21 protein-coding genes are annotated in these 24,852 nt (G+C 49.7%); 2 read left to right on the top strand and 19 right to left on the bottom strand.

Annotation, left to right across the window (positions count from 1 at the left end):
* On the bottom strand, positions 1-540 hold the full coding sequence (idi, locus tag B5D63_RS08510; protein ID WP_078668280.1) for an isopentenyl-diphosphate Delta-isomerase: 540 nt from the start codon (positions 538-540) through the stop codon (positions 1-3).
* Between the two features lie 316 nt (positions 541-856).
* Here idi and B5D63_RS08505 point away from each other — a divergent pair, with 316 nt between their 5' ends.
* Together B5D63_RS08505 and B5D63_RS08500 are read left to right on the top strand one after the other, a co-directional pair.
* Positions 857-1,330, top strand: a complete 474-nt coding sequence (locus B5D63_RS08505; RefSeq protein WP_078668279.1) for a GAF domain-containing protein — start codon at positions 857-859, stop codon at positions 1,328-1,330.
* A 60-nt stretch (positions 1,331-1,390) separates the two neighbouring features.
* Complete coding sequence (locus B5D63_RS08500) at positions 1,391-2,140, top strand: tyrosine-protein phosphatase (protein WP_078668278.1); 750 nt, start codon at positions 1,391-1,393, stop codon at positions 2,138-2,140.
* On the opposite strand, the gene B5D63_RS08495 is transcribed toward B5D63_RS08500, so the two are convergent.
* The 18 genes from B5D63_RS08495 to B5D63_RS08410 form a co-directional block, all read right to left on the bottom strand.
* Positions 2,137-3,705, bottom strand: coding sequence for a T9SS type B sorting domain-containing protein (locus tag B5D63_RS08495; RefSeq protein ID WP_143312815.1), 1,569 nt, complete (start codon positions 3,703-3,705; stop codon positions 2,137-2,139). The two genes, B5D63_RS08500 and B5D63_RS08495, sit on opposite strands and share 4 nt — an antisense overlap.
* A 228-nt stretch (positions 3,706-3,933) precedes the next feature.
* A complete protein-coding gene (locus B5D63_RS08490; RefSeq protein ID WP_078668276.1) occupies positions 3,934-5,064 on the bottom strand; it encodes an aminotransferase class I/II-fold pyridoxal phosphate-dependent enzyme in 1,131 nt (376 codons plus the stop codon).
* Between the two features lie 28 nt (positions 5,065-5,092).
* A complete protein-coding gene (locus B5D63_RS08485; protein WP_317044762.1) occupies positions 5,093-5,707 on the bottom strand; it encodes a sugar transferase in 615 nt (204 codons plus the stop codon).
* Complete coding sequence (locus B5D63_RS08480; protein ID WP_159455941.1) at positions 5,694-6,884, bottom strand: glycosyltransferase family 4 protein; 1,191 nt, start codon at positions 6,882-6,884, stop codon at positions 5,694-5,696. The genes B5D63_RS08485 and B5D63_RS08480 overlap by 14 nt, the downstream gene beginning before the upstream one ends.
* A gap of 29 nt (positions 6,885-6,913) precedes the next feature.
* A complete protein-coding gene (locus B5D63_RS08475) occupies positions 6,914-7,423 on the bottom strand; it encodes an acyltransferase (RefSeq protein ID WP_078668274.1) in 510 nt (169 codons plus the stop codon).
* Complete coding sequence (locus B5D63_RS08470) at positions 7,413-8,561, bottom strand: glycosyltransferase family 4 protein (protein ID WP_078668273.1); 1,149 nt, start codon at positions 8,559-8,561, stop codon at positions 7,413-7,415. Before B5D63_RS08470 ends, B5D63_RS08475 begins: the two co-directional genes overlap by 11 nt.
* Before the next feature lie 19 nt (positions 8,562-8,580).
* Complete coding sequence (locus tag B5D63_RS08465; protein WP_078668272.1) at positions 8,581-9,831, bottom strand: right-handed parallel beta-helix repeat-containing protein; 1,251 nt, start codon at positions 9,829-9,831, stop codon at positions 8,581-8,583.
* Between the two features lie 63 nt (positions 9,832-9,894).
* On the bottom strand, positions 9,895-11,133 hold the full coding sequence (locus B5D63_RS08460) for a hypothetical protein (RefSeq protein WP_078668271.1): 1,239 nt from the start codon (positions 11,131-11,133) through the stop codon (positions 9,895-9,897).
* A 24-nt stretch (positions 11,134-11,157) separates the two neighbouring features.
* Positions 11,158-12,525, bottom strand: coding sequence for a flippase (locus B5D63_RS08455; protein ID WP_078668270.1), 1,368 nt, complete (start codon positions 12,523-12,525; stop codon positions 11,158-11,160).
* Positions 12,526-12,558: 33 nt separating this feature from the next.
* Entirely contained in the window at positions 12,559-13,710 is a 1,152-nt protein-coding gene (locus B5D63_RS08450) for a glycosyltransferase (RefSeq protein ID WP_078668269.1), read from the bottom strand.
* A gap of 14 nt (positions 13,711-13,724) precedes the next feature.
* Positions 13,725-14,711, bottom strand: coding sequence for an SDR family oxidoreductase (locus B5D63_RS08445; protein ID WP_078668268.1), 987 nt, complete (start codon positions 14,709-14,711; stop codon positions 13,725-13,727).
* A 19-nt stretch (positions 14,712-14,730) separates the two neighbouring features.
* Positions 14,731-16,020 carry a nucleotide sugar dehydrogenase gene (locus B5D63_RS08440; protein ID WP_078668267.1) on the bottom strand — a complete coding sequence of 430 codons (1,290 nt, stop codon included), beginning with the start codon at positions 16,018-16,020 and terminating at the stop codon, positions 14,731-14,733.
* Positions 16,021-16,048: 28 nt separating this feature from the next.
* Positions 16,049-18,442 carry a GumC family protein gene (locus tag B5D63_RS08435; protein WP_078668266.1) on the bottom strand — a complete coding sequence of 798 codons (2,394 nt, stop codon included), beginning with the start codon at positions 18,440-18,442 and terminating at the stop codon, positions 16,049-16,051.
* Positions 18,443-18,459: 17 nt separating this feature from the next.
* Positions 18,460-19,308, bottom strand: coding sequence for a polysaccharide biosynthesis/export family protein (locus tag B5D63_RS08430; RefSeq protein WP_235021484.1), 849 nt, complete (start codon positions 19,306-19,308; stop codon positions 18,460-18,462).
* A gap of 84 nt (positions 19,309-19,392) precedes the next feature.
* The gene (locus B5D63_RS08425; RefSeq protein WP_235021483.1) at positions 19,393-21,330 is read right to left on the bottom strand and encodes a polysaccharide biosynthesis protein; all 1,938 of its coding nucleotides are present in this window, start codon (positions 21,328-21,330) and stop codon (positions 19,393-19,395) included.
* Between the two features lie 710 nt (positions 21,331-22,040).
* Positions 22,041-22,607 carry a LutC/YkgG family protein gene (locus B5D63_RS08420; RefSeq protein WP_078668265.1) on the bottom strand — a complete coding sequence of 189 codons (567 nt, stop codon included), beginning with the start codon at positions 22,605-22,607 and terminating at the stop codon, positions 22,041-22,043.
* 23 nt (positions 22,608-22,630) lie between these two features.
* Entirely contained in the window at positions 22,631-24,013 is a 1,383-nt protein-coding gene (locus tag B5D63_RS08415; RefSeq protein WP_078668264.1) for a lactate utilization protein B, read from the bottom strand.
* Positions 24,010-24,774, bottom strand: a complete 765-nt coding sequence (locus B5D63_RS08410) for a (Fe-S)-binding protein (protein ID WP_235021482.1) — start codon at positions 24,772-24,774, stop codon at positions 24,010-24,012. Before B5D63_RS08410 ends, B5D63_RS08415 begins: the two co-directional genes overlap by 4 nt.
* Between the last annotated feature and the right edge of the window lie 78 nt (positions 24,775-24,852).

Raw genomic sequence — 24,852 nt, 5'->3', positions numbered from 1 at the left:
CTATATACCTGCAGCGGTGACAGACATATTCAGATGTTTTAGCACCCTCGGTAATGCGAGATGGAACCAACTGGTGAAGCGGGCCGGTTCCTTCTCCATCAGTTCCAGGATCTGATGAACAGACATATACCTGTAGTCATTTACTTCTGTGCTGTCGGGGTGAATTGCACCGTTGTGAGTACCTATCAGCACATGATCAAATTCGTGCTCGATAAGGCCGTTGTCGAAAGCTGTTCTGTAAGTAAAAGAAAAAATCTCCTCCAGTGGGCAGTCGAAACCCATTTCTTCCATCAGCCGGCGGTGGGCGGCTTCCGGAATGGTTTCACCGGGAAGCGGATGGCTACAGCAGGCGTTGGTCCACAAGCCGGGAGAATGGTACTTTCCCAGTGCCCTTTGCTGCAGCAGCATATCTCCGGCATCATTTAAAATAAATACGGAAAATGCGCGGTGCAACAGGCCCCTGCGATGCGCCTCCATTTTTTCCATGGTACCAATAGCTTCGTCGGATTCAGTCACTAGTATTACTTCAGGTTGATTCATAGTGTAGCAAAGATATTTAATAAAGCTGTTAGCTGTCTGAAATGATCGCGAATTACTGATAATGAGCCCTGTTATCCTCAATGGTTACCTCAGTTTAAATATACGATAATAACGGGAAAAGTAAAAAAATCTCGCAAAGGCGCTGAGCAGCAAAGCACGCAAAGGCTGGGATGATCACCATATACCTACCCAGCTATTTAATCCTGCCAGGGGAAAGTAGAATGGTCAAAAAAAAGTAAAAAAAAACGAAAAAACGAAATCTCCCCTTGCTTTGCTGCTTTGCACCTTTGCGTGCTGTATCTTTACCCAAAAACAAATGGCAGAAGACCTGCAGATCATTCAGGGAGAAAAAGCGGAACAATACCAGTCCCTCATTCCGCAGATAAAAGGATTACTGGAAGGGGAGCCGGACCTGGTGGCCAACCTGGCCAATGTGGCGGCGGCGTTAAAAGAACAGTTCGGGTGGTTTTGGGTAGGCTTTTACCTGGTAAAGCAGGAAGAGTTGGTACTGGGACCGTTCCAGGGACCTGTAGCGTGTACCCGTATCCGTAAGGGCCGGGGCGTGTGCGGCACCAGCTGGGCGCAAGCCACTACACTGGTTGTGCCCGACGTGGAAGCCTTCCCGGGACATATTGCCTGCAGCAGCCTTTCCAAATCTGAAATCGTGGTGCCCCTGATGAAAGACGGCGTCGTGGCAGGCGTGCTTGATGTGGACAGTGAGCTGCCCGACCATTTTGACACCACCGATCAGCAGTACCTGGAAGAAATTGTGAAACTGATCGTCTTATAAATACTATGGCAAAGATTTTGCGAGCCATTGTCCTGAAAAAATCAAAGGAAAAATTTAACCATGTTCTTCTTCAGGAAAAAGCGGGATGATAGCAAATTGTTGGCACCCTTCCTGTCAGGCGTCGAAACTGATATCCATTCGCACCTGATTCCGGGGGTCGATGACGGCGTTCCCGATGTAGACACCAGCGTAGCATTTATAAGCCAACTTCATGAACTGGGTATCCGGAAAATTATTACCACGCCTCATATTATGATGGACAGGTATCCTAATTCACAGGACACCCTCCACGGACCGTACCTCGAGGTGGAAGCGGCACTCGCTGCCCGGCAGATCAACGTTCCCTTTAATTATGCGGCGGAATATTATATGGACGAGCAGTTTGAAAACCTGCTCAAGTCGCCCCTGCTGACACTCAACGGCAGGCTGGTGCTGGTAGAGATTTCTTTCGTATCCGCGCCGCCACAGATGCACCATTGGCTGTTCCAGCTCAGCGCGCGCGGATATATGCCGCTGCTGGCCCATCCCGAACGTTACAACTATTGCCACAAAAACTTCCAGCAGTATAAAGAATTTAAGTCCTGGGGATGTCAGCTGCAAATGAACCTGCTGTCACTTACCGGTTATTATGGCAAACATGTGCAACAGGCCGCCACACAACTGCTGGACGCGAATATGATCGATTATATCGGTACCGACCTGCATCATGCGAAACACATGCAGGCCATCCGGGAAATTGCACAAAACAAGAAGTTACTGAAACGGCTGGAGCAGTACCCGTTTAAAAACAACAAGCTGACCACCGGCTAACGCACCAGCACCAGGCTCCCCTGCTGCCTGCGCCCCTGCAGTTTGCTGTCAGTATACACCAGCACCCAAACATAACTCCCGGCAGGCTGCCGGTAACCGTCCCAGGCCTGACCGGGGTCGTTGCTCTGAAAAACGAGCGTTCCCCAGCGATTGAAGACCTGTAATTGGTACTTACTGATATCGTCGTTCACCCGGCAGCGGAACAGGTCATTACGGCCGTCGCCATTGGGACTGAAAGCTGTAGGCACGTACACCGCGCATTGGCGGTTATTGCGGATAATCTCCACAGCCCCCCTCACCTGACAATCGTTGTTGTCTTTCGCAATAAAATAATAACGTCCTTCATCCAGTTTTCGCCAGGCGCTGTCCGACTGCCACTCCCCTGTTTCCAGACGGTAATGATATGGTACAGTGCCGCCCGCGAGCGTAAGCGTTATCTGCCCGTCGTGTGTTTCACTGCAACTGATGTCCTTTACCTGTGCAGACATCAGCTGTAGCGGAGCCGGCTCTGCTACAGCAATTTTTTCTTCCGGCGAAACACATCCCATTTCATCTTTTGCCAGCAACCGGTAGTTACCGGGACGCAGATCACGGAATTCCGGCGTGTACTGCGGATGATCGGAGCCATTCAAATAATACCGGTAAGGAGGTTTGCCGCCTGTGGTGACCAGCGATAGGACATTGGTGTTGTCACCATAACATTTAGAAGGCGTTACCGTGATTTTATTCTGCAGCTCCACCGCGTCAATACGGGCAATAGCGGTAGCGTAGGTCCCATTGGCGCCGGTGACCGTTACCTCGTAGCTGCCGGCAGCCAGATGGTCAACAAAATTGTCTGTTTGCCCACCGGGCAACCATTTACAGGTGAACGGCGACGGTCCCGAGAGCACGTCTACACGGGCAATGCCCATGCTGGTGCCTTTACAGGTGGGTGTAACCGTTACCGTAATACGGGGAATTTCCTGCAGATAAGGGGAGAGATTATCTACCAGCACGGCTCCCAGTTTTCCATCTCTGCAGGGAATAAAATAATTGCATAACATAATGTAGGCATAGTCCTTTGTGGGGGTAAACTCAATCCGGTACCGCTTCCAGTCGGCATGATCAAATGCCGGCGATTTCCACAGCACCTCTTCTTTCGCACCCGGAGCGTTGGCGGCGTATACAACGAAGCCGCCGAGGCAGGTTTTTTGCCCGAAGTAAACGGAAGGATGCGCCAGGTCAGCCGAGAAGGCATACGCTTTTCCACCTTTGATGCTGGCCGATAGTTTCTGGTAAATACCTTCTTCCATGGTAGCGTTACTGATCATACCGCTGTAGGTGTTGCCATCAGATGGCGGCTTGCTAACGGCACAACACCCCGGCAGAAGATCCGGTGAATTGTTGATAATAGCCCAGCCTGGCGGCGCGGCGGCGGCGCGTGGCGGCCCTTCCAGCGAAGGGTTTTTAATTTCGATGTCCTGAGCGGAGAGGGAAAAGGAAATGCAGATAGCAAGCGCAGCAACAGCTGTAGCATAGATGCCCCTGCATATGTTAAAGACAATCTTCATAGAACAGTACTGCAAAAAAGATATGGTTATAATCGAACAACGACTGACGAACCCTTTAAGTTGAAATTATCGCACAAATATACTCATTAATAAAAATTATATTTATTTTAAACTAAAAAATAATTTATTATACATGACGAACGATTTGGATCACTAATTAAAAAGAAGCACGTATAATAAACGAAAAAAAGCCCCGTATATGCGGGGCCGTTATAACTTTTAAATATTTGGTAACATCGGAATTTATTTCCAGAGGGAGCGGATAATGTCCGTGGTCTGCTGCAGTTGCGCCTGCGTCAGGTTAGAGCCGCTGGGCAGACATAATCCGTTTTCGAAGAGTGCTTCAGACACCCCGTTGACGTAAGCGGGTGCAGAAGCAAAAACAGGTTGCAGGTGCATCGGCTTCCACAGCGGTCTGGATTCGATGATATGTTTCTCCAGCGCCAGGCGTATGGTTTCACGGGTAATGCCATTGCTTTGCGCCGGATCGATCAGGACGGTGCTCAGCCAGCGGTTACTGAAAGAACCGGCAGGTTCCGCTACAAAGCTTACCCCCGGCAGATCGCTTAATGTACGGAGGTAATGCTGATAATTACTTCTGCGTTGCTCCACTCTTTTGCCCAGCACCTCCATCTGGCCCCGGCCAATGCCCGCACATATATTACTCATGCGGTAATTGTAACCGATGTGGGTATGTTCATAATGTGGCGCCGGGTCCCGGGCCTGGCTGGCGAGAAAGCGGGACTTAGCGATAGCCGCCTTGTCTTTCCCGACGAGCGCACCTCCACCACTGGTGGTAATAATCTTATTACCGTTGAAACTCAGCACTCCGAAATCACCAAACGTACCGCAGGCTTTGTCATGATACCAGGAGCCCAGTGCTTCTGCAGCATCTTCTATCACCGGGATCTCATATTCTGCGGCTACTGCCAGTATCTCATTCATTTTAGCTGGCATACCGTACAGATGCACCGGGATGATCGCTTTGGGCTTTTTGCCTTTGGCGATGCGCTCTTTGATGGCCTGCTCCAGCAACACCGGGTCCATGTTCCAGGTATCCCTTTCACTGTCTACAAACACCGGAATAGCGCCCTGATAAGCGATGGGATTGGCAGAAGCGGAGAAAGTCATGCTTTGGCAAATCACTTCATCGCCTGCGCTCACACCGGACTGTATCAGCGCGAGGTGAAGTGCGGCAGTACCGGAAGATAACGCAGCCACATCTCCCTCTTTCAGAAATTGTTCCAGATCCTGTTCAAAGCCGTCCACATTAGTTCCCAGCGGGGCAATCCAGTTGGTTTCAAAAGCAGTGGTAACAAAACTTTGTTCGGTGCCGCCCATATGGGGGGAAGAGAGCCAAATCTTTTCGCTCATAGTTGACAATATTTAATATAGTTAAAATTCAGGCATTCGCTTTTCCGGTGAACCGCTCCGACGATACATGTCCTGCCTGTGAAATACCTTCTGATTTAAATACTTTGATAACGGTCATGAACAGGATTTTTACATCGAGCTGAAAGCTCAGGTGGTCCACATACCACACATCCCGTTCAAACTTCTGTGTCCAGCTGATGGCATTACGACCGTTCACCTGTGCCCAGCCTGTAATACCCGGTCTTACTTCATGACGCCGGGCCTGTTGCGGCGAATACAGTTCCAGGTAATCTACCAGCAGCGGACGCGGACCAATGAGGCTCATATCTCCCTTGAGCACGTTGATCAGCTGAGGAATTTCATCGAGCGATGTTTTGCGGACGAACTTACCCACAGCGGTCAATCGCGCTTCATCGGGCAACAGATTGCCGTCAGGCGCCTTTTTATCATTCATCGTTTTATACTTAATCACCCGGAACACCCGGCCCTTAAGGCCAGGACGCGGCTGCAGGAAGAACGGTTTTCCACTGTTGGCAATAAACAACAGGACCGTTACCACGATAAATACCGGCGACAACAGCAACAGTGCGGTAAAAGCTACCAGCATGTCCAGCCAGCGTTTCAGAAAACTACGATACAACATGGTCGAGAATTTTAAGGTAAGCGCCTGCGGCAATGTCCAGCGAATAACGTTGCTGCGCCAGCAACAGCGCTTTTGCCTGCTGCTGTTGCAACAGCGGCTTATCATTGATATATTCAGCAAACCGCCTTGCCTCTACGGGCATATCGGCCGTATCGTAATGCATCACAAATCCTACGTTCTCCTGCTCTATCACATTGGCCTGCCAGCCCCGGTGGTTAATCAGGATAGGCCTGCCGGCAGCAAGACAGTCAAAAAACTTGTTGGCCGAATTGGCCCACAGCTCCGGCACCGGTATTACAAACGAACTGGCAATGGTACATTCGTAATACAATTGTGACAGCTGTGATTTAGGTACGGGGTCAAAGAAAAACAGGTTGTTGCCCAGTACCCCCTTTTCTTCCGCGTATTTTAACAGTGCTGCTTTCTCCATGCCATCGCCGAAAACGACAAACTTTACGCTGTCATCCAGGCGCAGCATGTGTGCCGCCAGGTCTGCCAGGTAACGCAGCCCGTTCACCATCCCCAGCGTGCCTGCGTAGAGCACTGTCTTCTCCGGCGTAAACCCGAGCAGCCCGCTCAGGATACTTTTGCCGGTATCGTACTTGCCGAACCGCACTACTTCCGATATGTTGGGGATGACAGACAGCTTCTTCACGGGGACGGCCGTACGCTCTTCGATGGAGCGCTTCATGTCATCCGACAGCGGTACGATATGCGCCGCTCTTCTATAGATGCGTTTTTCGAAGCGGTTCAACAGGCTTACCAGTAATTTATTATTGATAATGCCCATAGCGACGGGCACCTCGGGCCACACATCACGCACTTCAAAAATATAGGGCACCTTATGCAGGGTGCGTTTAATCATGGCAGGTACCGCAATGGTAATGGGCGTGCTGGTAGCCAGCACTACATCCCCCTGTAGTTTTAATACCCGCATGGTGGACTTTGCCACAAACTGCACGAAGGTCAGCGCTCTTTTGGCGAAACTCATTTTGTTGCTGTACTCCAGGTTGAGCACATGCAGCTCCACCCCATCCACCTCCATCACCGTCCATGTATCAGTGAACGTATACTGTTTCAGAAAGGAGCTGGTGGTGACTACCACTACTTTATGCCCGGCTTTGGCGAACCGGGTGGCCAGATCATAGGAACGGGTACCTCCTGAGGAGGTTGGCATGGCAAAATATTGATGTATATAAAGTATCCTCATCGCATTTTTTTTATGAATACTGCAGGAATGCCGCCATACAAACCATCTGCCGTATCGTATTTTTTATTGAGTACTGCACCGGCGCCCAACACAGAGCGCTCCGGCAGTATGCTGCCGCCCAGCACGGAGCAGTTGCCCGCAATCCAGGAACCGGCGCCGATTTTCACCGGCCGCCGCAGGGATTTACCATAACGGTAAGAGTTATTTAAAAAGGTATGGTTGCCGGAAGAGATAATACAATTGGGACCAATGATCACTTCATTGCCGATGGCAATATCGATACCGATCAATACGGTATGATGCGCGATATAAACGTTATCGCCCACTTCCAGTCCGGCGAGGGAATTCAGTACAGCCGTAGACGTTACCTGGAAATTGCGGCCGCACCCCTTCATCATCAGCGAATACAGGAATCCCCTGAAACGCATGCATACAGGTATGTTAGGCAGCAGGAAGGTAATCATCTTCACCAGCCAGGAGTATAGGATAGAAATTTTAACCTTCATTGAAAATGCTTTTAATAAATCCTTCTATGGTGAATCCTCTTACTTTGCGGTAGGCGTTGTCACTCAGTTGCCGTCTTAATGTGTTATCTTTCACCAGCGTGTCTACGCGGTGGTAAAAAGCTTCGTGATCGTTAAAATCTGCAAACAGGATGTCCTGTTTATCCTCAAACACATTGGGCAGGGAGCCTACGGGGGTGCTAACCACCGTGAGGCTGTTGGCCATGGCCTCGAGGATCACGCGGGGCGACCCTTCTGACAAACTGGCGAAGCAGAAAATGTCATGAGAGCGCAGATAGTTGTTCAGTTCTTCCCGGTTATCGACGTGACCGGCAAAGTGAATATGCCCGTCAAGGTGCAATACGGCGGCGAGGTCTTTCAGTTCGCGTTCGAACTCGCCGGAGCCGACCACCGTCAGGCGGGAGCCGGGATATTTCCGTTGCACGATCTGAAAAGAACGGATAACTGTCTCCACACCTTTCGCTTTACGCAGGTATCCCACATACAGCAGCTTAGGTCCTTCTTCGCTGATGCCGTTGATTTCCTTCGGATAGAAATCCGCATCGTTGAGGGTGGAAGAAATAACAGCTTTCGCCTGAATGCCCCAGCCGGTCAGTTTATCCCTGAGATGATGACCATTGGTAAATACCGATGCTCCTTTGCAAGCCCACATATAGGCTGAATGTTCTGGCATGAAAAGGGTGATCATGGTAAACTTTTTCAACCGGCTGAAGTTGGGGTTGGTCCTGGCAGCGTCTACCGGGTCGCCCACGAAATGCACGATCCTTTTTTTCCCTTTAAAGAAAAATTTACCCAGCCATCCGAAGGGCACCGGATAACGGGCGTATACTTCATCATAGTGTTTGAGTTTGCGATAGGCCTTGAGATAAGCCGGGAAATGCGGTACCGCCCTCACATAGTTGGGCGAATACGGTAACGCATATACTTTTACGTTATCAAAACAGCCAATGTCCATCAGGCTCTTAGGACTTTTGTCTGTATGCTGCTGCACCGGCGACATCAGGCATACCTCTTCATAGTATTTTACAATCTCTTTCAGATACACCCAGTGCGTATAGGGCAAATAATACTTTCCCCCTTCCCTGTGCACCACCCATGCATGTACAAGCAATTTTGCCATAATAATGTTGATTCGTGGTTTATTTGTCTTCTATCCTGATTTTACTTTCTTTACTTAAGCCAGCCCTGATTTTTTTTACCGCATCCTGGCCGGCATTCTGCACCGGCGCGCTGAAACTTTGCACAGCGTTACGCGCCGCCTTTCCGCCCGCGCCGGCAGGACCGCCCATGACTTTGATATTTTTAAACTTCGTGACCGGCAGCATCTGGTAATTGCTCCGGAAACGGAAGGGTTTTTCATTGTTTTTCCATACCGGATCTATCACGGAAATCTGCCCCGTCATTTCCCGGTCGGTTTTCCGGAAACCGGACCCTAGCCGGAAGGCGCTGTAGGAGCCGTCGTCCACATGATTTTTCACCACAATGTTCGTAGTGGCGTTGCCGTTGTTTTTCGGTAACCTTGTTAGTACGATCAGGATACCGTCCCGGGCGTTATTGTAAGTCGTGACACTGTCGATGGTGATATTATTGATAATATCCTTTGGTTCATTGGGCTCGATATCAATGCCACTCATCGGCAAGGTGCCGTAAGTATTGGCAATAGTGGTATTCCGGATATTGATATTGCGGCCGCATACGATAGAGATGCCGTTTCTGCGGTTAAAATCAATGACACCGTTGTAGATATTGATGTTATCGCTGGGAATGTAATGGCCATCCACCACGTCGCGGGTACGCCAGCCGATGTAGATGCCATCTCCCCAGCAGCTGGAGATACGGGGACTGTAGATATTAACGTCTTTGGCTGAACGCAGCGCAATACCGACACCATGCTCGCCGGTGGTGCCCAGGTGGCCTTTGCGGTCGCCCACGAGGTTCGCATTGTAGATATTGACATTGCTGACGCCGTGGACCCGTAACATTTCAAACCGGTCGAGGTTATTGGGTTGCATGATCAGTTTGGAATCGGGCTTAAAATACAGGTTCGAGTTACTGCTGACTGTCAGCCCTTTGCTGCTGATCAGCACCGGAAAATCGGGAAACACGACGTTCCTGTTTTTGTCGAGGCCGCGTTGCAGATAATCAGTATAGTCCACCGAGCCATCCTTTTTATAACCGGCAGGCAACAACGTCGTCAGGTCAGTGGCCGATTGAATGCCGGCATTTACCTTCGCTTTAACGGCAGAAGAAGCGGCAACATTATATTGAGCAGGAACGCTGGTAAAAACAAATTTTTTCCCGTTATAATCGAGATCACCGCCCTGTGCCATGCAGGACATGACAAATACAGAAAGGCTGCTGAACAGGGCGCCGGTTTTGGATATGGTCATCACACTTAACATTTCACTGTTAACAATCGGTTTTTCAATCATCTGTTTTCCATATGCCCGGCATCAGCCCGGATACCAATGCAGGCGCTTGTCCTGCGGCTCCGGTAGTTTACTGCGTTTAGGCATTATGGCTAGTTCATAGGATATCGGAATAAAGTATACGGCGAACAGGAAAATAAGATAATCCACCAGCCACGAGCGGTGCACAAACACCACCGCGAAAAAGAAAAAAGCCAGCAATACCACCTGTTTTTTTCTACCGTAGGTCATCACAAAAAACCACACCAGGTATAATGTGATTCCCACCCATCCGTACTTCAGCAGGAAAGAGCGGTAATCGGAAGAGGTCACCTCAAAGTTCTCCGTAATGGTCCTTCCACCACCGAAAAGATTGATATCGTAGCGGGTAAAGTGGTCGTAGAACCGGGAGAACTCGGCGCTGGTACGGGCATCCAGCACATCCTGGTTGGAGCTTACCTTGTTGAGGAAGAACCTGTCCAGGAAATCGGCCGGCATGGCGGAGAAAGCGATAAATCCCAATACCGCCAGCACGGCAATGCCCACCACCTGCTTCTGCGAAAAACGGAAACGGTACATGCACAGGCCTGCAAACAGTACATAAAAACCCATGGAAAGGGTAAGCAGGGCCGCTATGGTAATAACGGTACGCTTCCGCTTACTGAGAATTTCCGGGTTCATGAACAACACGATCGCAGAGATCATTCCAAAGTGGCCCGGTTCGGAGAAAATACCACTGATGCGGAACAACGAACGGCCAAAGACCGCATATTCCTGACCCTGTAACACTGCCGTTCCCGGGTAAATGAAAAACAACGATTTAGAGCCGGTGGCACCTGTTTCATAAGGATAGAAAGGCAGGTCCACCCCGATGAGTTTCACCGCAAACACCAGCAGCGCCAGCAGCGCTATCACGAAAATGATATTCGCGAAGTAACGGGCGGCCATCAGCAGTATCACGGTATCCAGCATCACCACCGTCAGAAATACCAGCAGCCACACCGCGGCAACTACCAGCCGGTCATATTGCCGTATCGGGAAAAACAGATACAGCAGGAGGATAAAAGATATGAGGAAGTAATTCAGATTCCGGTTGGTCAAACGGGCCTGGCGGCGCGCCAGGCAATTGGCGAAAAACAGAAAATAGATGCCGGTAGATCCCAGTATCAGGTAAGCTGCATTACCACCCATGCTGAAAAAGGGTGAGCACGAAATGAGCAATACCACTGCCAGGGACCAGGCAACAGGTTTATACGTTTTTCTGTCTATATCAAGCCAATTCATTGAGATATTTTGTTATTTGGATATTTAGATATTTACTGACTCTTCCGACGGTTCTTTGGGAACAGGCGCCGTAGCCTTGGGCTGCGGAGCGATTTTCCCCCTGAGCTTATTCACAATGCCCATCGCAAATTCTCTGTCTTCGCGGGTATAAGTAAATATTTTCTTTATCGGTATACGTGTATGCACGGAGTAAAGTACCAGGAACACCAATGCTGCAATGGAGTAGCTCACTGTGGAAGCCATGGCGGAGCCGCTGGCGCCGTATTTGGGAATCCACCAGTAGTTGAGCAGCACGTTGGCAATCACCGCCGGTATCATGGCTTCCATCGACATCCAGGGCCTTCCCTTGCCGGCGATGTCCATATACAGTACTTTGTAGATGATCATGAGCAATACGCCCGGCATCAGTATTTTCAATACTTTGGAGCTCTCCGCAAAAGCGGGACCATACATCAGTCCGATCACAAAATCAGAAAGGCAATAAAAAGCGATTGCGATCAACAGGATTAATATCAGTGCGAAACGCAGGAGGCGGCATACCTTCAGTGAAAATTCCGCAGGATCTTTGGCGCCGGCGCTCCGGGAGAAAATGATGGTACTCAGGATAGCCGGTATCTGCCACAACATCTCTACCAGTATAGCGCCTTTGGAATAAATACCCAGCTCATGGGCGTTGGACCATTTCTCCAGCAGCACTACGTCCACTTTGTAGTTGAGGCTGGCAATGAGGGTGGTACCGGCATAAATCACGCCGAGACTCAGCAGCCCTTTGATGATTTTTCCGTTGAACCGCGGCCTTACCGGTATACTCTGCCGGATCTTGTACACCACCAGGAACGACAGGAAGAACACGCCGAGGAAAGTAGCCGCCATATACCCTGCCACCCCAAAGTGAAAAACGCCGGTGAGCAGGAAAGTAAAGGACAGGTTGATGATCGCCGGGACCCAGTTGATGCGGTTGAACTCCTTTACATTCTGTTGCCCGAGGAAAATCCCCGAGCTGTAGGTAGTGTACAGTGAAAACGGTATCGCCGCCAGGGCCCAGAAGATCAGGATATTCGGATAGTCGCCTTTGGTGAAATACTTGATCAGCAGGAAACTACTGATGATACCTACGAGGCTGGTGAAGATCCAGGTGGCGAGTACAGCGCCATATACTTCTTTGAGATCATATTTTTTCTGCCCTACGAAGTAGGTGGTAGACTGCTGTACGCCGAGTGCGCCGATAGCCATAAACAGGCTGGGATATACGAGCAATGCGGCACTCACCCCGTTGCCTTCCGGGCCTAGGTACCTCGCTGTAACGATGGAGGTACCGAGGCCCAGAACGAGGGAGGCCACTCTGCTGGTGAACACACTGGCAAGGTCTTTTATGAAAGAATTCTTAGGCACTTTTCAATAAAGAATTAATAATTCCTGATATGGTTACCGGCTGCCGATCGTTTTATAGACCGTCGCCAGGTTTCCCGCCATCCGCTCTATGGTGAAGTTGTCCATGACGAACTGTTGCGCCCGTCCGGTCACCTCCTCTCCTATTTTTTTCTCGCGGATATTGCGGATAATGTTTTTCAGTTTGGTGCAGCCATCCTGCACATCATAAGGATCAAAGAAATACTGATGATAGTATTCATGGGTAGCCTCGTGATGTGGCTGCAGGCCGGAAGCACAAACCGGCACTTTCATATATTGCGCTTCAATCAGTACGTTGCCCAGCCCTTCATAGATAGAAGGGAAAAAGAACAGGTCGGCGATCAGCAGGTATTTGGTAATGTTCTGGTCTACGCCGGCAAAAAATACGCAGCTTTCCAGTCCTTCGAGCATTACTTTACGTTTTACCTGTTCAAAGAGCGAGCCGTTTCCGACCAGTATCAACTTATATTTTTCTTTCAGCGGGTTCAGGGCTTTGAAACAATCGATCAGATAGAGATGATTTTTCGGTTCCCGGAAACTGCCGATATGCAGAAAAGTACAATGGCTGTCAGCCACAAACTGTGCCGCTTCATCTCCCAGTGCGGGGGAATTACCGGCCAGTTTGGTAAAGTCGATGCCGTTGTAGATCAACTGAAACTTGTCAGAAGCGGCATTCCTGTTGCCCGCAGTATAGTACTGCAGATTGGTTTTGGAATGGCCGATGATACGGGTCGCGTAACGCAGTGTCAGTCGTTTGTGCAGTCCCAGGTAAGCCTGGGTGACGGCCGACAGCAGCCGCGAGTTTTCCCTTTTAGGTTTGGCGAAATACCTTTCGCTGTGTACCGATACGATAAACGGTATTGACAGCTTTTTACAGGCCAGCGCAAAACCGCCCGAGGTAAATCCGAACCTGCTGTGCACCACATCGTATTTACCGCTTTTCAGTATGTTATACAGCTGTGTTGCGTCATTAAAAGGGACTTTGCTCCTTTTGAAATAGATGATCTCCGTTCCGGCATCTTTATACTGCTGTTCCAGGTGCCCGCCTTTCGCGTAACAGCAGATGGTCAGCTGAATGGCTTCTTTTTTGAGAAAAGGCAGGCATGAAAGCAGCGTTTTCTCGATACCACCGATATCCAGTTTGCTTACAATGGTTAATACTCTCATAGCCTTCAGGTTTTTCAGACGGTGTGTTGGCGGTACCAATCCATCGCGATATTGAGTCCATTGAGTACCGTGAAAGCCGGCTGGTAGCCCAGCAGCTCCTCTGCCCTGCCGATGTTGGCGAGGCTGTGTTTCACGTCTCCTTTCCGTTCTGCCTGGTATACCGGATCGATATGAATACCGCTGATATGGGAGATATGTTTCCACAACTCATTCAGCGTGGTCCGTTCACCCGCTGCGATATTGACAATTTCGCTGCGATGGATGTCCGTTGCCAGCAATGCTTTAATATTCGCCTGTATGGCATTTTCCACGAAGGTGAAGTCCCGGCTGGTTTCCCCGTCCCCGTTGATCACCGGCGCCTGCTGTCTGATAGCGGCTTCGATGAACAGGGGTATCACGGCGGCGTAGGGGCCTCGTGGGTTCTGGCGGGGACCGAACACGTTGAAATACCGGAGTCCCACCGCATGAAAATCATACACGCGGGAGAACACGTTTGCATACAATTCGTTCACATATTTGGTCACAGCGTAGGGCGACAGCGGATTGCCGATCAGCTCTTCCACCTTGGGGAGACCGGGATGATCTCCATAAGTGCTGGAGCTGGCTGCATACACGAAACGTTTTACACCCGCATCCCGGGCAGCCACCAGCATGTTCAGAAAACCACTGATGTTCACTTCGTTGGTTGTGATAGGATCATTGATAGAGCGGGGCACAGAACCCAGCGCCGCCTGATGGGAGATGTAGTCCATCCCCGTAACAGCCCGGCGGCAATCTTCGATGTTACGGATATCTCCTTCCACCAGTTCAAAAGCGGGATGACCGAGGAATGTTTCCAGGTTCTCCCGGCTGCCGGTGGAAAAATTATCCAGCACCCTTACTTTACCGGCATTATATTTCAACAGGTACTCCACCAGGTTGGAGCCGATAAAACCGGCTCCCCCGGTGATCAGGAAACTGTACTGCGACAGTTCGTCCTTATGATAAGGTATTTCGTACATACAGTATTTTAAGGCGTTATTATAATCTGGCGTCTACCGCTGTTTTGGGCAGCATACCTTTCACATCATAAATAACCCTTGCTTTTTTACAGATTTTATCGAAAGTAAGGTCCTTAAACTGGTGATGAGCTACGGCCAGTACCACCGCATCGTATTCACAACCATCTCCCAGGTCCTGCACGGAGCGCCAGCCGTATTCATGATGCACTTCCTCAGGATTAGCCCATGGATCGTACACGGTGATATTGGTCTGGTAGTCTTTCAGTGTTTTGAGGATGTCCACCACTTTGGTATTGCGTACATCCGGGCAGTTTTCTTTGAAGGTAATGCCCAGTACGAGGATATTCGCATTTTTTACAGGAATATCTTTTTTCACCATCAGTTTCACGACTTCATGCGCCACGAATTCACCCATACCGTCATTGAGGCGGCGGCCGGCAAGGATGATTTCAGGATGATAACCCGCTTCCTGTGCTTTCTGTGACAGGTAGTAAGGATCAACCCCGATACAGTGACCACCTACGAGCCCCGGACGGAATTTCAGGAAGTTCCATTTAGTGCCTGCAGCCTGCAGTACTTCGTCTGTATCGATTTCCAGGCGGTTGAAAATTTTAGCCAGTTCATTCACGAAGGCGATGTTGATATCACGCTGTGCATTCTCAATCACTTTCGCAGCCTCAGCTACCTTGATACTGGCAGCCTTATGAGTACCAGCAATAATAACAGATTTATACAGCTGGTCCACTTTTTCTGCTACTTCAGGTGTAGAGCCGGAAGTCACTTTTAATATTTTGGCTACAGTATGCTCTTTGTCACCCGGGTTGATCCTTTCCGGAGAGTACCCAGCAAAAAAATCTGCATTGAACTTCAGGCCGGACACTCTTTCCAGGACTGGTACACATTCATCTTCTGTTACACCCGGATATACGGTAGACTCATACACGACGATATCTCCTTTTTTCAGCACTTTACCAACTGTTTCGCTGGCTTTGTAAAGTGGTGTGAGGTCAGGCCTGTTGTGTTTATCTACCGGCGTAGGCACGGTCACCACGTAAAAGTTGCAGTCCCGGATATCATCCAGGTTACTGGAACAATACAATCCCTGGGGCGCCTGTGTATCTTTTACGAGTACTTTTTTCAGGTCTTCGTCCGCTACTTCCAGCGTATGGTCATGCCCTTCTCTGAGCGCTTTGATACGTGACTGGTTAATATCGAAGCCAACAGTCCTGTATTTTTTGGCGAATTCCACTGCCAGCGGCAGGCCTACATATCCTAATCCGATAATTGCAATTCTGGTATCCACAGCCATAGTAATTTACTTTGTCTTGAAATGAAGGTTAATTGTTTATGAGCGATTTTAATTTTTTGATGCCTTTTTTCTGCCCGTTCTCCTGGCCGTAGCCATAACCGTAACCATACCCGTAGCCGCTATAGCCGGAGGACCTGGAGGCTTTCACATCGTTGATCACCAGGTTCACTTTCGGCATTTTGTCATACAGATACAGGTCTTTGGATATTTCCAGCTGTTGACGGAAAGTGTAGCCTTGTCTTACCAGATAGAGCGTTGCATCGGCGAAGCGGCCCAGCAGCTGGGCATCTGTCACCAGTCCTACCGGCGCGGTATCGATGATGATATAATCGAAGTAGCGGCGCAGCTCTATAAACAGGTGTTCGGTGGATTCGAGCAGCATCAGTTCAGCCGGATTAGGCGGAATAGGCCCGGAAGAGATCACCCTTAGATTATCGTGTATACCGGAGGGCTGCACGATATCGTTGATGCTCGCCCTTCCGATAGCATAGCTGCTAAAACCGGTATGGTTGCTAAGGCCGAGGCCTTCAGATATTTTCGGTTTACGCAGGTCCAGCTCCAGCAGCACTACTTTTTTGCCGGAGTAAGCCAGTACGGCGGCGAGATTTACCGCCACGAAGGACTTGCCTTCGCCACTCATGCTGGATGTCAGCAGCACTGTTTTCTCCTGTTTACCTGCCAGGATAAACTGCAGGTTGGTACGGAGGGCGCGGAACTGTTCGGCCACATGAGTACCGCCTTCCCTGTTGATCACCATGCCTTCCCTGTCAGCGCTATGCCCGATTTCTGCCAGTACCGGCACCGGTGTAAGCCCTTTGATATCTTCCCTGCCCTGGATGCGGGTATTGAGCAAACCGCGCAGGTATATCCACAAGGCCGGGATGCCCATGCCAGCCATCAGTGCCAGCAGGTATACCAGCATTCTTTTCGGTTTGAAAGGCCGTGCATCGCTTTTAGCGGGGTCGATAACCCGGGCAATGGCCAGGTTGGACGTTTTGGAGATCGCTGACTCTTCTCTTTTCTTCAGCAGGAACACATACAGGTCCTGTTTGATGGCCTGCTGGCGGGAGAAGTCGAGGAATACCCTTTCAGCAGCCGGCACTTTGCGGATACGCTGGGAGATAGCGCTACTATTGCGTTGCAGCTCTTCAATGCTCAGTTCCACGCCTTTTTTGAAGGACTGGATATTACTGAGCAGGTCTCCGCGGATGCCTGCCAGCTGGCGGTCCATGTTCACCACTACCGGGTTGGTGGGTGTGCTGGCCAGCAGCTGTCTTTCCCTTTCCAGCTGGAGCGTATTGTATTTTTCCACCAGGCCTACGAACGTCGGGTCCTGTACGATCATGGAAGACGGTACCACCCTTTTGTTGTTCTTTTCGTCCCGGATATATTCTTCCATGGAGTTGATCACGTTTAGTCTTACCTGTGCGTCGGTCAACTGTTTCATGTTGTCGCCGGAGCCGGACACCAGCAGTTTGGATTGTTCAGACAGGTCAGCCAGCTGGTTGTCCTGTTTAAACTGCTGAATATTTTTTTCCACGCCCAGCAATTCGGAGCTCACGATCTGCAGGCGTTTATCGATAAAGTCGATGGTGCTGTCCGCGATACGGTTTTTATCTTCCACACTGGCCTGGCGGTAGGCATCTACCAGGGTATTGAGGATTTTCTCTCCTTTCTCCGGAATGGTGGTGGTCAGCGCCAGATCGATGGTGCTCACCTGTTTGTTTGGAATGCTGACGTTCAGTTGTGTCATCATGTCCGCAGTAGCCGCATCGATAGATACGACGTTCACCTGGTATTCTGCAGCAACGGTATCTATCTGGTGGTGACGTTCTACCAGCATAACGCCTTCGGGCAAACGAAGGGTATCTCCCCAGGCGCGGGTAATGCTGAGATCATCGCGGTTGAGCGAGAAGCTGTCGGTACCCTGCGGGCTGAGCGTATAGCCGATGGCGGTGATAGAATCGTTGAGCGACAGCCAGTGCATGGAGAAAGGGCGTTTGGCAAACAGTTCCGTTTGTTTAATACGGCCTTCCGTGAAGTAACGTACGTTGAGGTCCAGTTTTCTCACCACATTTTCCATGAGGGAGCGCGACTTGATGATTTCCACCTCGTTGTCCACGTTGCTTTTGTTGGAGAACAGTTCCAGTTGCTGAAACAGTTCTTCCCCGGGGATATTGCCACCTTTTTGCTGGTCTTGTACCAGTATTTTTGCATTGATCAGATAGTTGGGTGTAGCATAACGCAGATACACCCATGCCAGCGCCACAGTGATGATGCCGCATAGCACAAACCAATACCAGTTGGACAATACCTTATCGAGGATACTGCGCAGGTCCAATACGCTGTCATTCGGCTCCTGGGGCCCGGCGTGACCATTTAAATGGCCCTGTCCTTTTGAATAAGTGTTTTCGTGCTGCATGCAAAAGTGTTAAAAAATTAGAATTTAACTCTCGTCAGAAGTACAATCAGAACAGACAGGGCGGAAGACACGATGGTGATGTTACGTAGTCTTGCACCGTCTGTTGAAGCGATCTTTGACTTGTTCGGTTCAACATATACCACATCTCCCTGTTGCAAATAGTAGTAGGGAGAAGCAAACAGATTACTATTATTCAGGTTGAATCTTACAAATTCCTTTTTATTATCTTTTTCCCTGATCAGCAACACATTTTCCCTTTTCCCGTAAATGGTAAGGTCGCCCGCCATGCCCAGTGCGTCGAGTAAGGTAACTTTCTCGTTAGGCATTACGTAAGTAGAGGGCCGGGCAACCTCGCCCAGTACGGTCACTTTGAAGTTGGCGAGTCGTACGTTTACCACCGGATCTTTATAGTATTCCGCTGCTTTTGTTTTGATTTCATCCCGGACCTGCGTGGTAGATTTATCTTTTACCAGCAGTTTGCCGATCAGTGGCAGGGTGATATATCCTTCTTTATCCACCAGATAGCCGGCAACGCCGCTGGAGGTGGGTGCCGTAGACGTGCCGGGGGTACCGGTCACCGGCCAGCTGGCGGTGTTCTGCTGGTTCAGCAACGTTGTGGCGGCAGGGTCCAGTGTCTGGATACTTACCTGCAGGATATCATCCACCTGGATGACAGGTGTTTTGTACAGCGCCTTATCCACTTCCTTGTTCTGCAGGGAGTCTGGTACATCCTTGAAGTAAGTAATGTTTTTTGGCGTTGCACAGGAGAATAGGCACATACTGACAATGCTTATCATCAGCCAGGTCCATCCGCGTTTCTTCATCAAACAGAGCAGTGCTCCTTGTTCCCGGGTGAAAAACTTCATGTTTTAACTCTCGATTTTTAAGGCAATAAAGGCCCTGTCCAGGCAATGGTGTGCGCTGGCGGTGTAACCTTTACTGCGGAATGATTACATTTTTATTTTATCCTTATCCAGTTCTTCGTAGGCCGAATTCTTACTGATAAATTCCGGCACCAGTTTTTTCATCAATGCTACGGTCGGTGTCAGGTAATGCTGCTGTGCTGATTCAATCAATTGAGAGACTTTAGCATATACCTCCTCGAAAGCGTAGCTACGCACTTTGGCGATCAGTATTTTTTCATGATAGGTAGGCAGTGTGTTTTCTGCATTGTTCAGCAGTTCTTCATACAACTTCTCTCCTGGTCTTAGTCCGGAGTAGACGATCTGAATGTCCCTTCCTGGTTCCTTGCCTGCCATTCGTATCATTTTCTTTGCCAGGTCGGCCACTTTCATGGGTTTGCCCATATCGAAAACAAATATCTCTCCGCCCTGTCCCATGGCGCCTGCTTCCAGCACCAGCTGGCAGGCTTCGGGGATCGTCATAAAATAGCGGGTGATTTCCGGATGCGTTACCGTGAGCGGTCCGCCGTTTTCCAGTTGTTTTTTAAAGCGCGGTATCACCGAACCATTAGACCCGAGTACATTTCCGAAACGGGTGGTAATAAAACGGGTAGGCGGTAGCCCAAATACCGGACCGGTTTTCTTGAACTGTTCGTTGATCCTGTTATTAAATGATTGTGTAAAGATCTCTGCAATACGTTTGGAAGCCCCCATTACATTTGTGGGGTTCACTGCTTTATCAGTAGACACCATCACAAATTTCTCCACGCCGAAATCCACTGCCAGCTCCGCCATGATCTTGGTGCCTAGCACATTGTTCATCACCGCGATGGAAGGATTTTTTTCCATCATGGGCACATGTTTGTAGGCGGCAGCATGGTATACGATGGCCGGTGCATATACTTCGAAAAGCTGTTGCATGCGTGACTTGTCGCACACGTTACCGATAAACGGAATGATGGGAATGCTGGTTCCCAGTTCCGCCATCTCCAGCTCCAGTTCATGCAGCGGTGATTCCGCCTTATCGCAGAGGATGATGACAGCCGGCTGGTAACGGATGACCTGGCGCACAATTTCACTGCCGATAGAACCGGCGGCACCGGTCACCAGGACGCTCTTGTCTCTTATCTCCTCTTCCAGTTTTTCATTTTTGATATCGATGACAGATCTTTCCAGCAGATCTTCAATATTAATGTCTTTCAACTGTATACCTTTATTTTGTGTACCATCAATCCATTGGTTGACAGAAATGATCTTCTGCACTTTAATATTCAGCATAATGCACTCATCCACCAGTTCATTCAGCAGTTGAGCATCCAGATGATCATCCGGTATCAGCAGCAGGGATATCCTGCCTTGTTTCGCCATTTTGAAGAAGTGGCCCGTACGGGCCGGATATACGGGTAATCCTTCGATGGATTTACCGGCGTGACCGTTGGTTTCCGCCAGGAATGCCACGATGCGGATATCTGCGTCCGGATTGTCGTTGATCGCTTTGCGCAACATGATGCTGCTATGGCCGGTATGATAAATAGCAGCCCTTGTTTTGTTGACAGCGCGAAAATTTTTATAGTACTTAAATACCCATTTCACCAACAGGCGGTAAGACAGTAATAAGAAGGAAGAGATAAAGAAACCGATCAGGACCACTGACAATGGGAAGAAGTTCACTTCCGCATCCAGAATATGGCTGTAACCGATGGTAAGAAGAATACAACAGCTGACAAAGTTCATGCAGGCGATGTTCGCAATGTCGGCCAGGCTGGTATGCCGGACAATACCGCGGTACGTACGTAGCAACAGTGACAGGCCAAGCGTGACACCTAATACGATAAAGGAGATTTCTTCGAGCGGATACGGAGTGAGGGCCTCCATATCAAAATTCAACCTGAGCAGGAAGGCAAGATTGATGGCGATGACGGAGCACCCAAGGTCAAGCAGCAGTATAAGCCATGACGGGGTAATCCATGATGATCTGTTCACCATAGGTTTCAATAATAGATACGGTTAAGAAATATATGCTCGTCCAATCTGGTAAAGTAGCGCGTGGGTGGTTTTCATAGAGGCGCTTTACTCTCCGGTCAGATAGCTTAAGGTTTGGTTCGCATTTTTCGGTTTTTCAAGTTATGCAAAGTAAACACTAAATTTTGACATCTACTATTATGAAAAAGTAAACTATCAAATTTTTTTTACGTTGCTTTTGTAAAAATAGCTCCAACCAATCCAATAACTGACAAGGTAATAAAGGCCGCATGAAAAGCCGCCAAACTGTAAGATGGCCCGTCCCCTGTGTTCGCATACAGGTTTATACGGACGACTAACTTTACAGGCTATTTAAAATAAACCACTTCAACAACAAAGGCTGATATCGGGACAGGACAGGCGGGTCACCGCTACACATGATTGATTGTTCTGCAGACACTCATTCTCGATGCTTACTCTTTCATGCGCTGGCACACTAAATAATTGATACATGGTCTTTCAATTTTTCCGGTTAACTATATTCGTTCGCTATATGGTTAAAGATATGTTCGGCTATATGGTTTAAATAGAACGTACTAAGATGTTCTTGTGACGGCCACAGTGAAAACAAACACCATACCAACTTTCATAAAACGATGATTTTCTGACGACAAACCATCTTTTCATTTATAAAAGTAAGTGATTTTTTGAATAAACGTACAGTTAAGATGAATTTAACCTAAAACAAACACGACCAGACTTTTTGCACCATGGGCGCCTAATACAAGGGATTGTTCAATGTCTGCGGTTTTGGATGGGCCTGCAATAAATACACCGAAACCGGTTTGGGGTGCACCGATTTTTTCATAGGCATTGTGCATGGTAGCCAATATGCGTTCCCGTGGCAAGATGATAGCGAGATGCTGGCAGATAAAGGGCAATACTCTCACGGCTATATCATTTTCAGTGAGCCAGATGGCGCCGTTTTCCGCGACGCCCCACTGCCCTGTTACAACAGCCATGTCCACATTCTCCAGCCGATGCGGGTCTTCGTTTACCCATTCCCGTTTATCGTCAGCGAACACTACCCTTTCAAGATGCGGGTAATGTTGTGCCAGCAAAGCCGGCACCTGTGCAGCATCGGTAATCTCAAACAGGCTGCCGCCGAGACTTTCCAGCACTTTGCGATAAGCTTCCGGGGTAGACGGCATATCGCCTGCCAGTCCTTGTAAGGAAGGCAATGCTGCTGTATCAGGTTGATTTTTTTTCACGGCGGCCAGTATCTGTTCCCTGCTACTCATATCAATATATTATTTAGGGTTGTTTATTTCTTTGTTGACTGTTGTTGTGCATACCATTCGGAGAACGACTGCGCAGGTGGCGCCGGCATCTCCCTTTGTTTGAACCAGGGATTAAAGCGGTTATTGACCATACCCGGGAAAGCACGTAATACCCAGCGTCCCATTTTACCGGCTTTTTTATAATTACCGGGTTTGGAGAGTACGGCGTTCATCATCTTCATGCCGGCGGTCTTCATACCGCTGGTATGTCCTTCCTGTACCAGTACCTGTCTCCATTTATATAACTGCTGGTGGATGTCAATCTTTACCGGGCAAACATTGGAACAGGAACCGCACAGCGTAGAGGCGAAAGGCAGATCGGCATAGTCTCTCATATCAAGATTAGGCGCCAGGATGCTGCCAATAGGGCCGGCAACGGCAGTATGATAACTGTGCCCGCCGCTGCGGCGGTATACCGGGCAGGTATTCATACAGGCGCCGCACCGGATACATTTCAGGGAGTTGCGGAAATCTTCGCGCCCCAGTTGCCGGGAGCGGCCGTTATCTACGATCACGATATGCAGTTCCCGGCCGGGAGCCGGCTGCCTGAAGTGACTGGAATACGTGGTGATGGGCTGCCCAGTAGCGCTGCGTGCCAGCAGCCGCAGGAACACGCCCAGGTGTTTCCGTTGCGGGATGATCTTTTCAATGCCCATACAGGCGATATGCACATCCGCGAGGTGGGCGCCCATATCAGCGTTACCTTCATTGGTACAGACCACCATCTCCCCTGTTTCCGCCACGGCGAAGTTTACACCGGTAATAGCGGCTTTGGATTGCAGGAACTCTTTACGCAGGTGCTGGCGTGCTGCCGCAGTAAGGAACTGAGGGTCCGCATTACCGGCCGGCGTGCCCAGGTGCTCATGAAAAAGCTCCCCTATCTCCTCTTTCTTTTTGTGGATACAGGGCAATACAATATGGCTGGGCGGTTCTTCCGCCAGCTGCACAATTCGTTCACCGAGGTCCGTATCGATTACCTCGATACCGTTGGCCTGCAAATGCGGATTCAGATGACACTCTTCCGTGAGCATGGACTTGCTTTTCACCATGCGTTTTACATCATGCTTCTTCAGGATCTCCGTCACGATGCGGTTATGCTCCGCTGCATCTGCAGCCCAGTGAACAACGGCGCCGTTCTGTTGCGCCTGCTGCTCAAACTGTATCAGGTAGTCATGCAGGTTGCCCAGCACGTTGAGTTTTATTTGAGATGCCGTTTCCCGCAGCTGTTCCCATTCCGGGATACTCCAGGCCTGGCGGTCTCGTTTGGCCCGCACCCACCACAGCGTTTCATCATGCCAGTTTACCCTTGGCTCGTTTTCGTTGAACTTGTCCGCCAGTGCGGCGTGATCAGTGGTTGGCCTGTTCATGGGATCTGTTGATTAAGGATTTCAGCAATATGCATCACTTTTACCGGCTGATGCTGCCGGCGGAGAATACCTTCCATATGCATCAGGCAACTAACATCTGTGCCGGTGATGACTTCAGCGCCGTGTTTAACGTGATCGGTTACACGGTCTTTTCCCATTTTCACAGAAACGGCCTCTTCTGTAACACAGAAGGTGCCGCCGAAACCGCAGCATTCATCTTTGCGGTCCAGCTCCACCAGTTCCAGGCCTGCCACCATACGAAGCAGCTGTTCCGGTTTGGAGAAGGGCGCCGCCACCAGCTCGCTCATCTGCGCCAGGCCAAGGCCGCGCTGACCATGGCAGCTCTGGTGCAGCCCTACCTTATGCGGAAATCGTGCAGGCAAGGCCGTTACCTTTAATATATCTGTCAGGAAAGCGGTTAGTTCATATATACGTTCCCGTATGCCGGCAGCCGCCGGTTCATGCGCAGGATCATGCAGATGCTCTTTAATATGCAGCACGCAGCTGCCGGAAGGCCCCACAATGTAATCGTAGGCCGCAAAATTGCGGACAAAGAGGCTGTTGCACTGATGCGTCAGATGCTCATAGCCTGAATTGGCCATAGGCTGACCGCAACAGGTTTGTCCCTGCGGGTATTCCACTTCACATCCCAGCTTCTGCAACAGCTGCAGCGTGGCAATGCCCACCTGCGGATAAAACTGGTCAATATAACACGGTATAAATAATCCTACTTTCACGGTGGTAGCGATTTTGATGGTCATTCCTTACGTGCAAATTTAGCGGCAGGCACCGTAGTAATCCTACCTCTTTTTTACCGGTTACTGGCTTATTTTTCACTG

Source organism: Chitinophaga eiseniae (assembly GCF_900167135.1).
GTDB lineage: Bacteria > Bacteroidota > Bacteroidia > Chitinophagales > Chitinophagaceae > Chitinophaga > Chitinophaga eiseniae.
The sequence above is the reverse complement of the archived record's forward strand: the minus strand, read 5'-3'. Positions and strand labels throughout refer to the sequence as shown.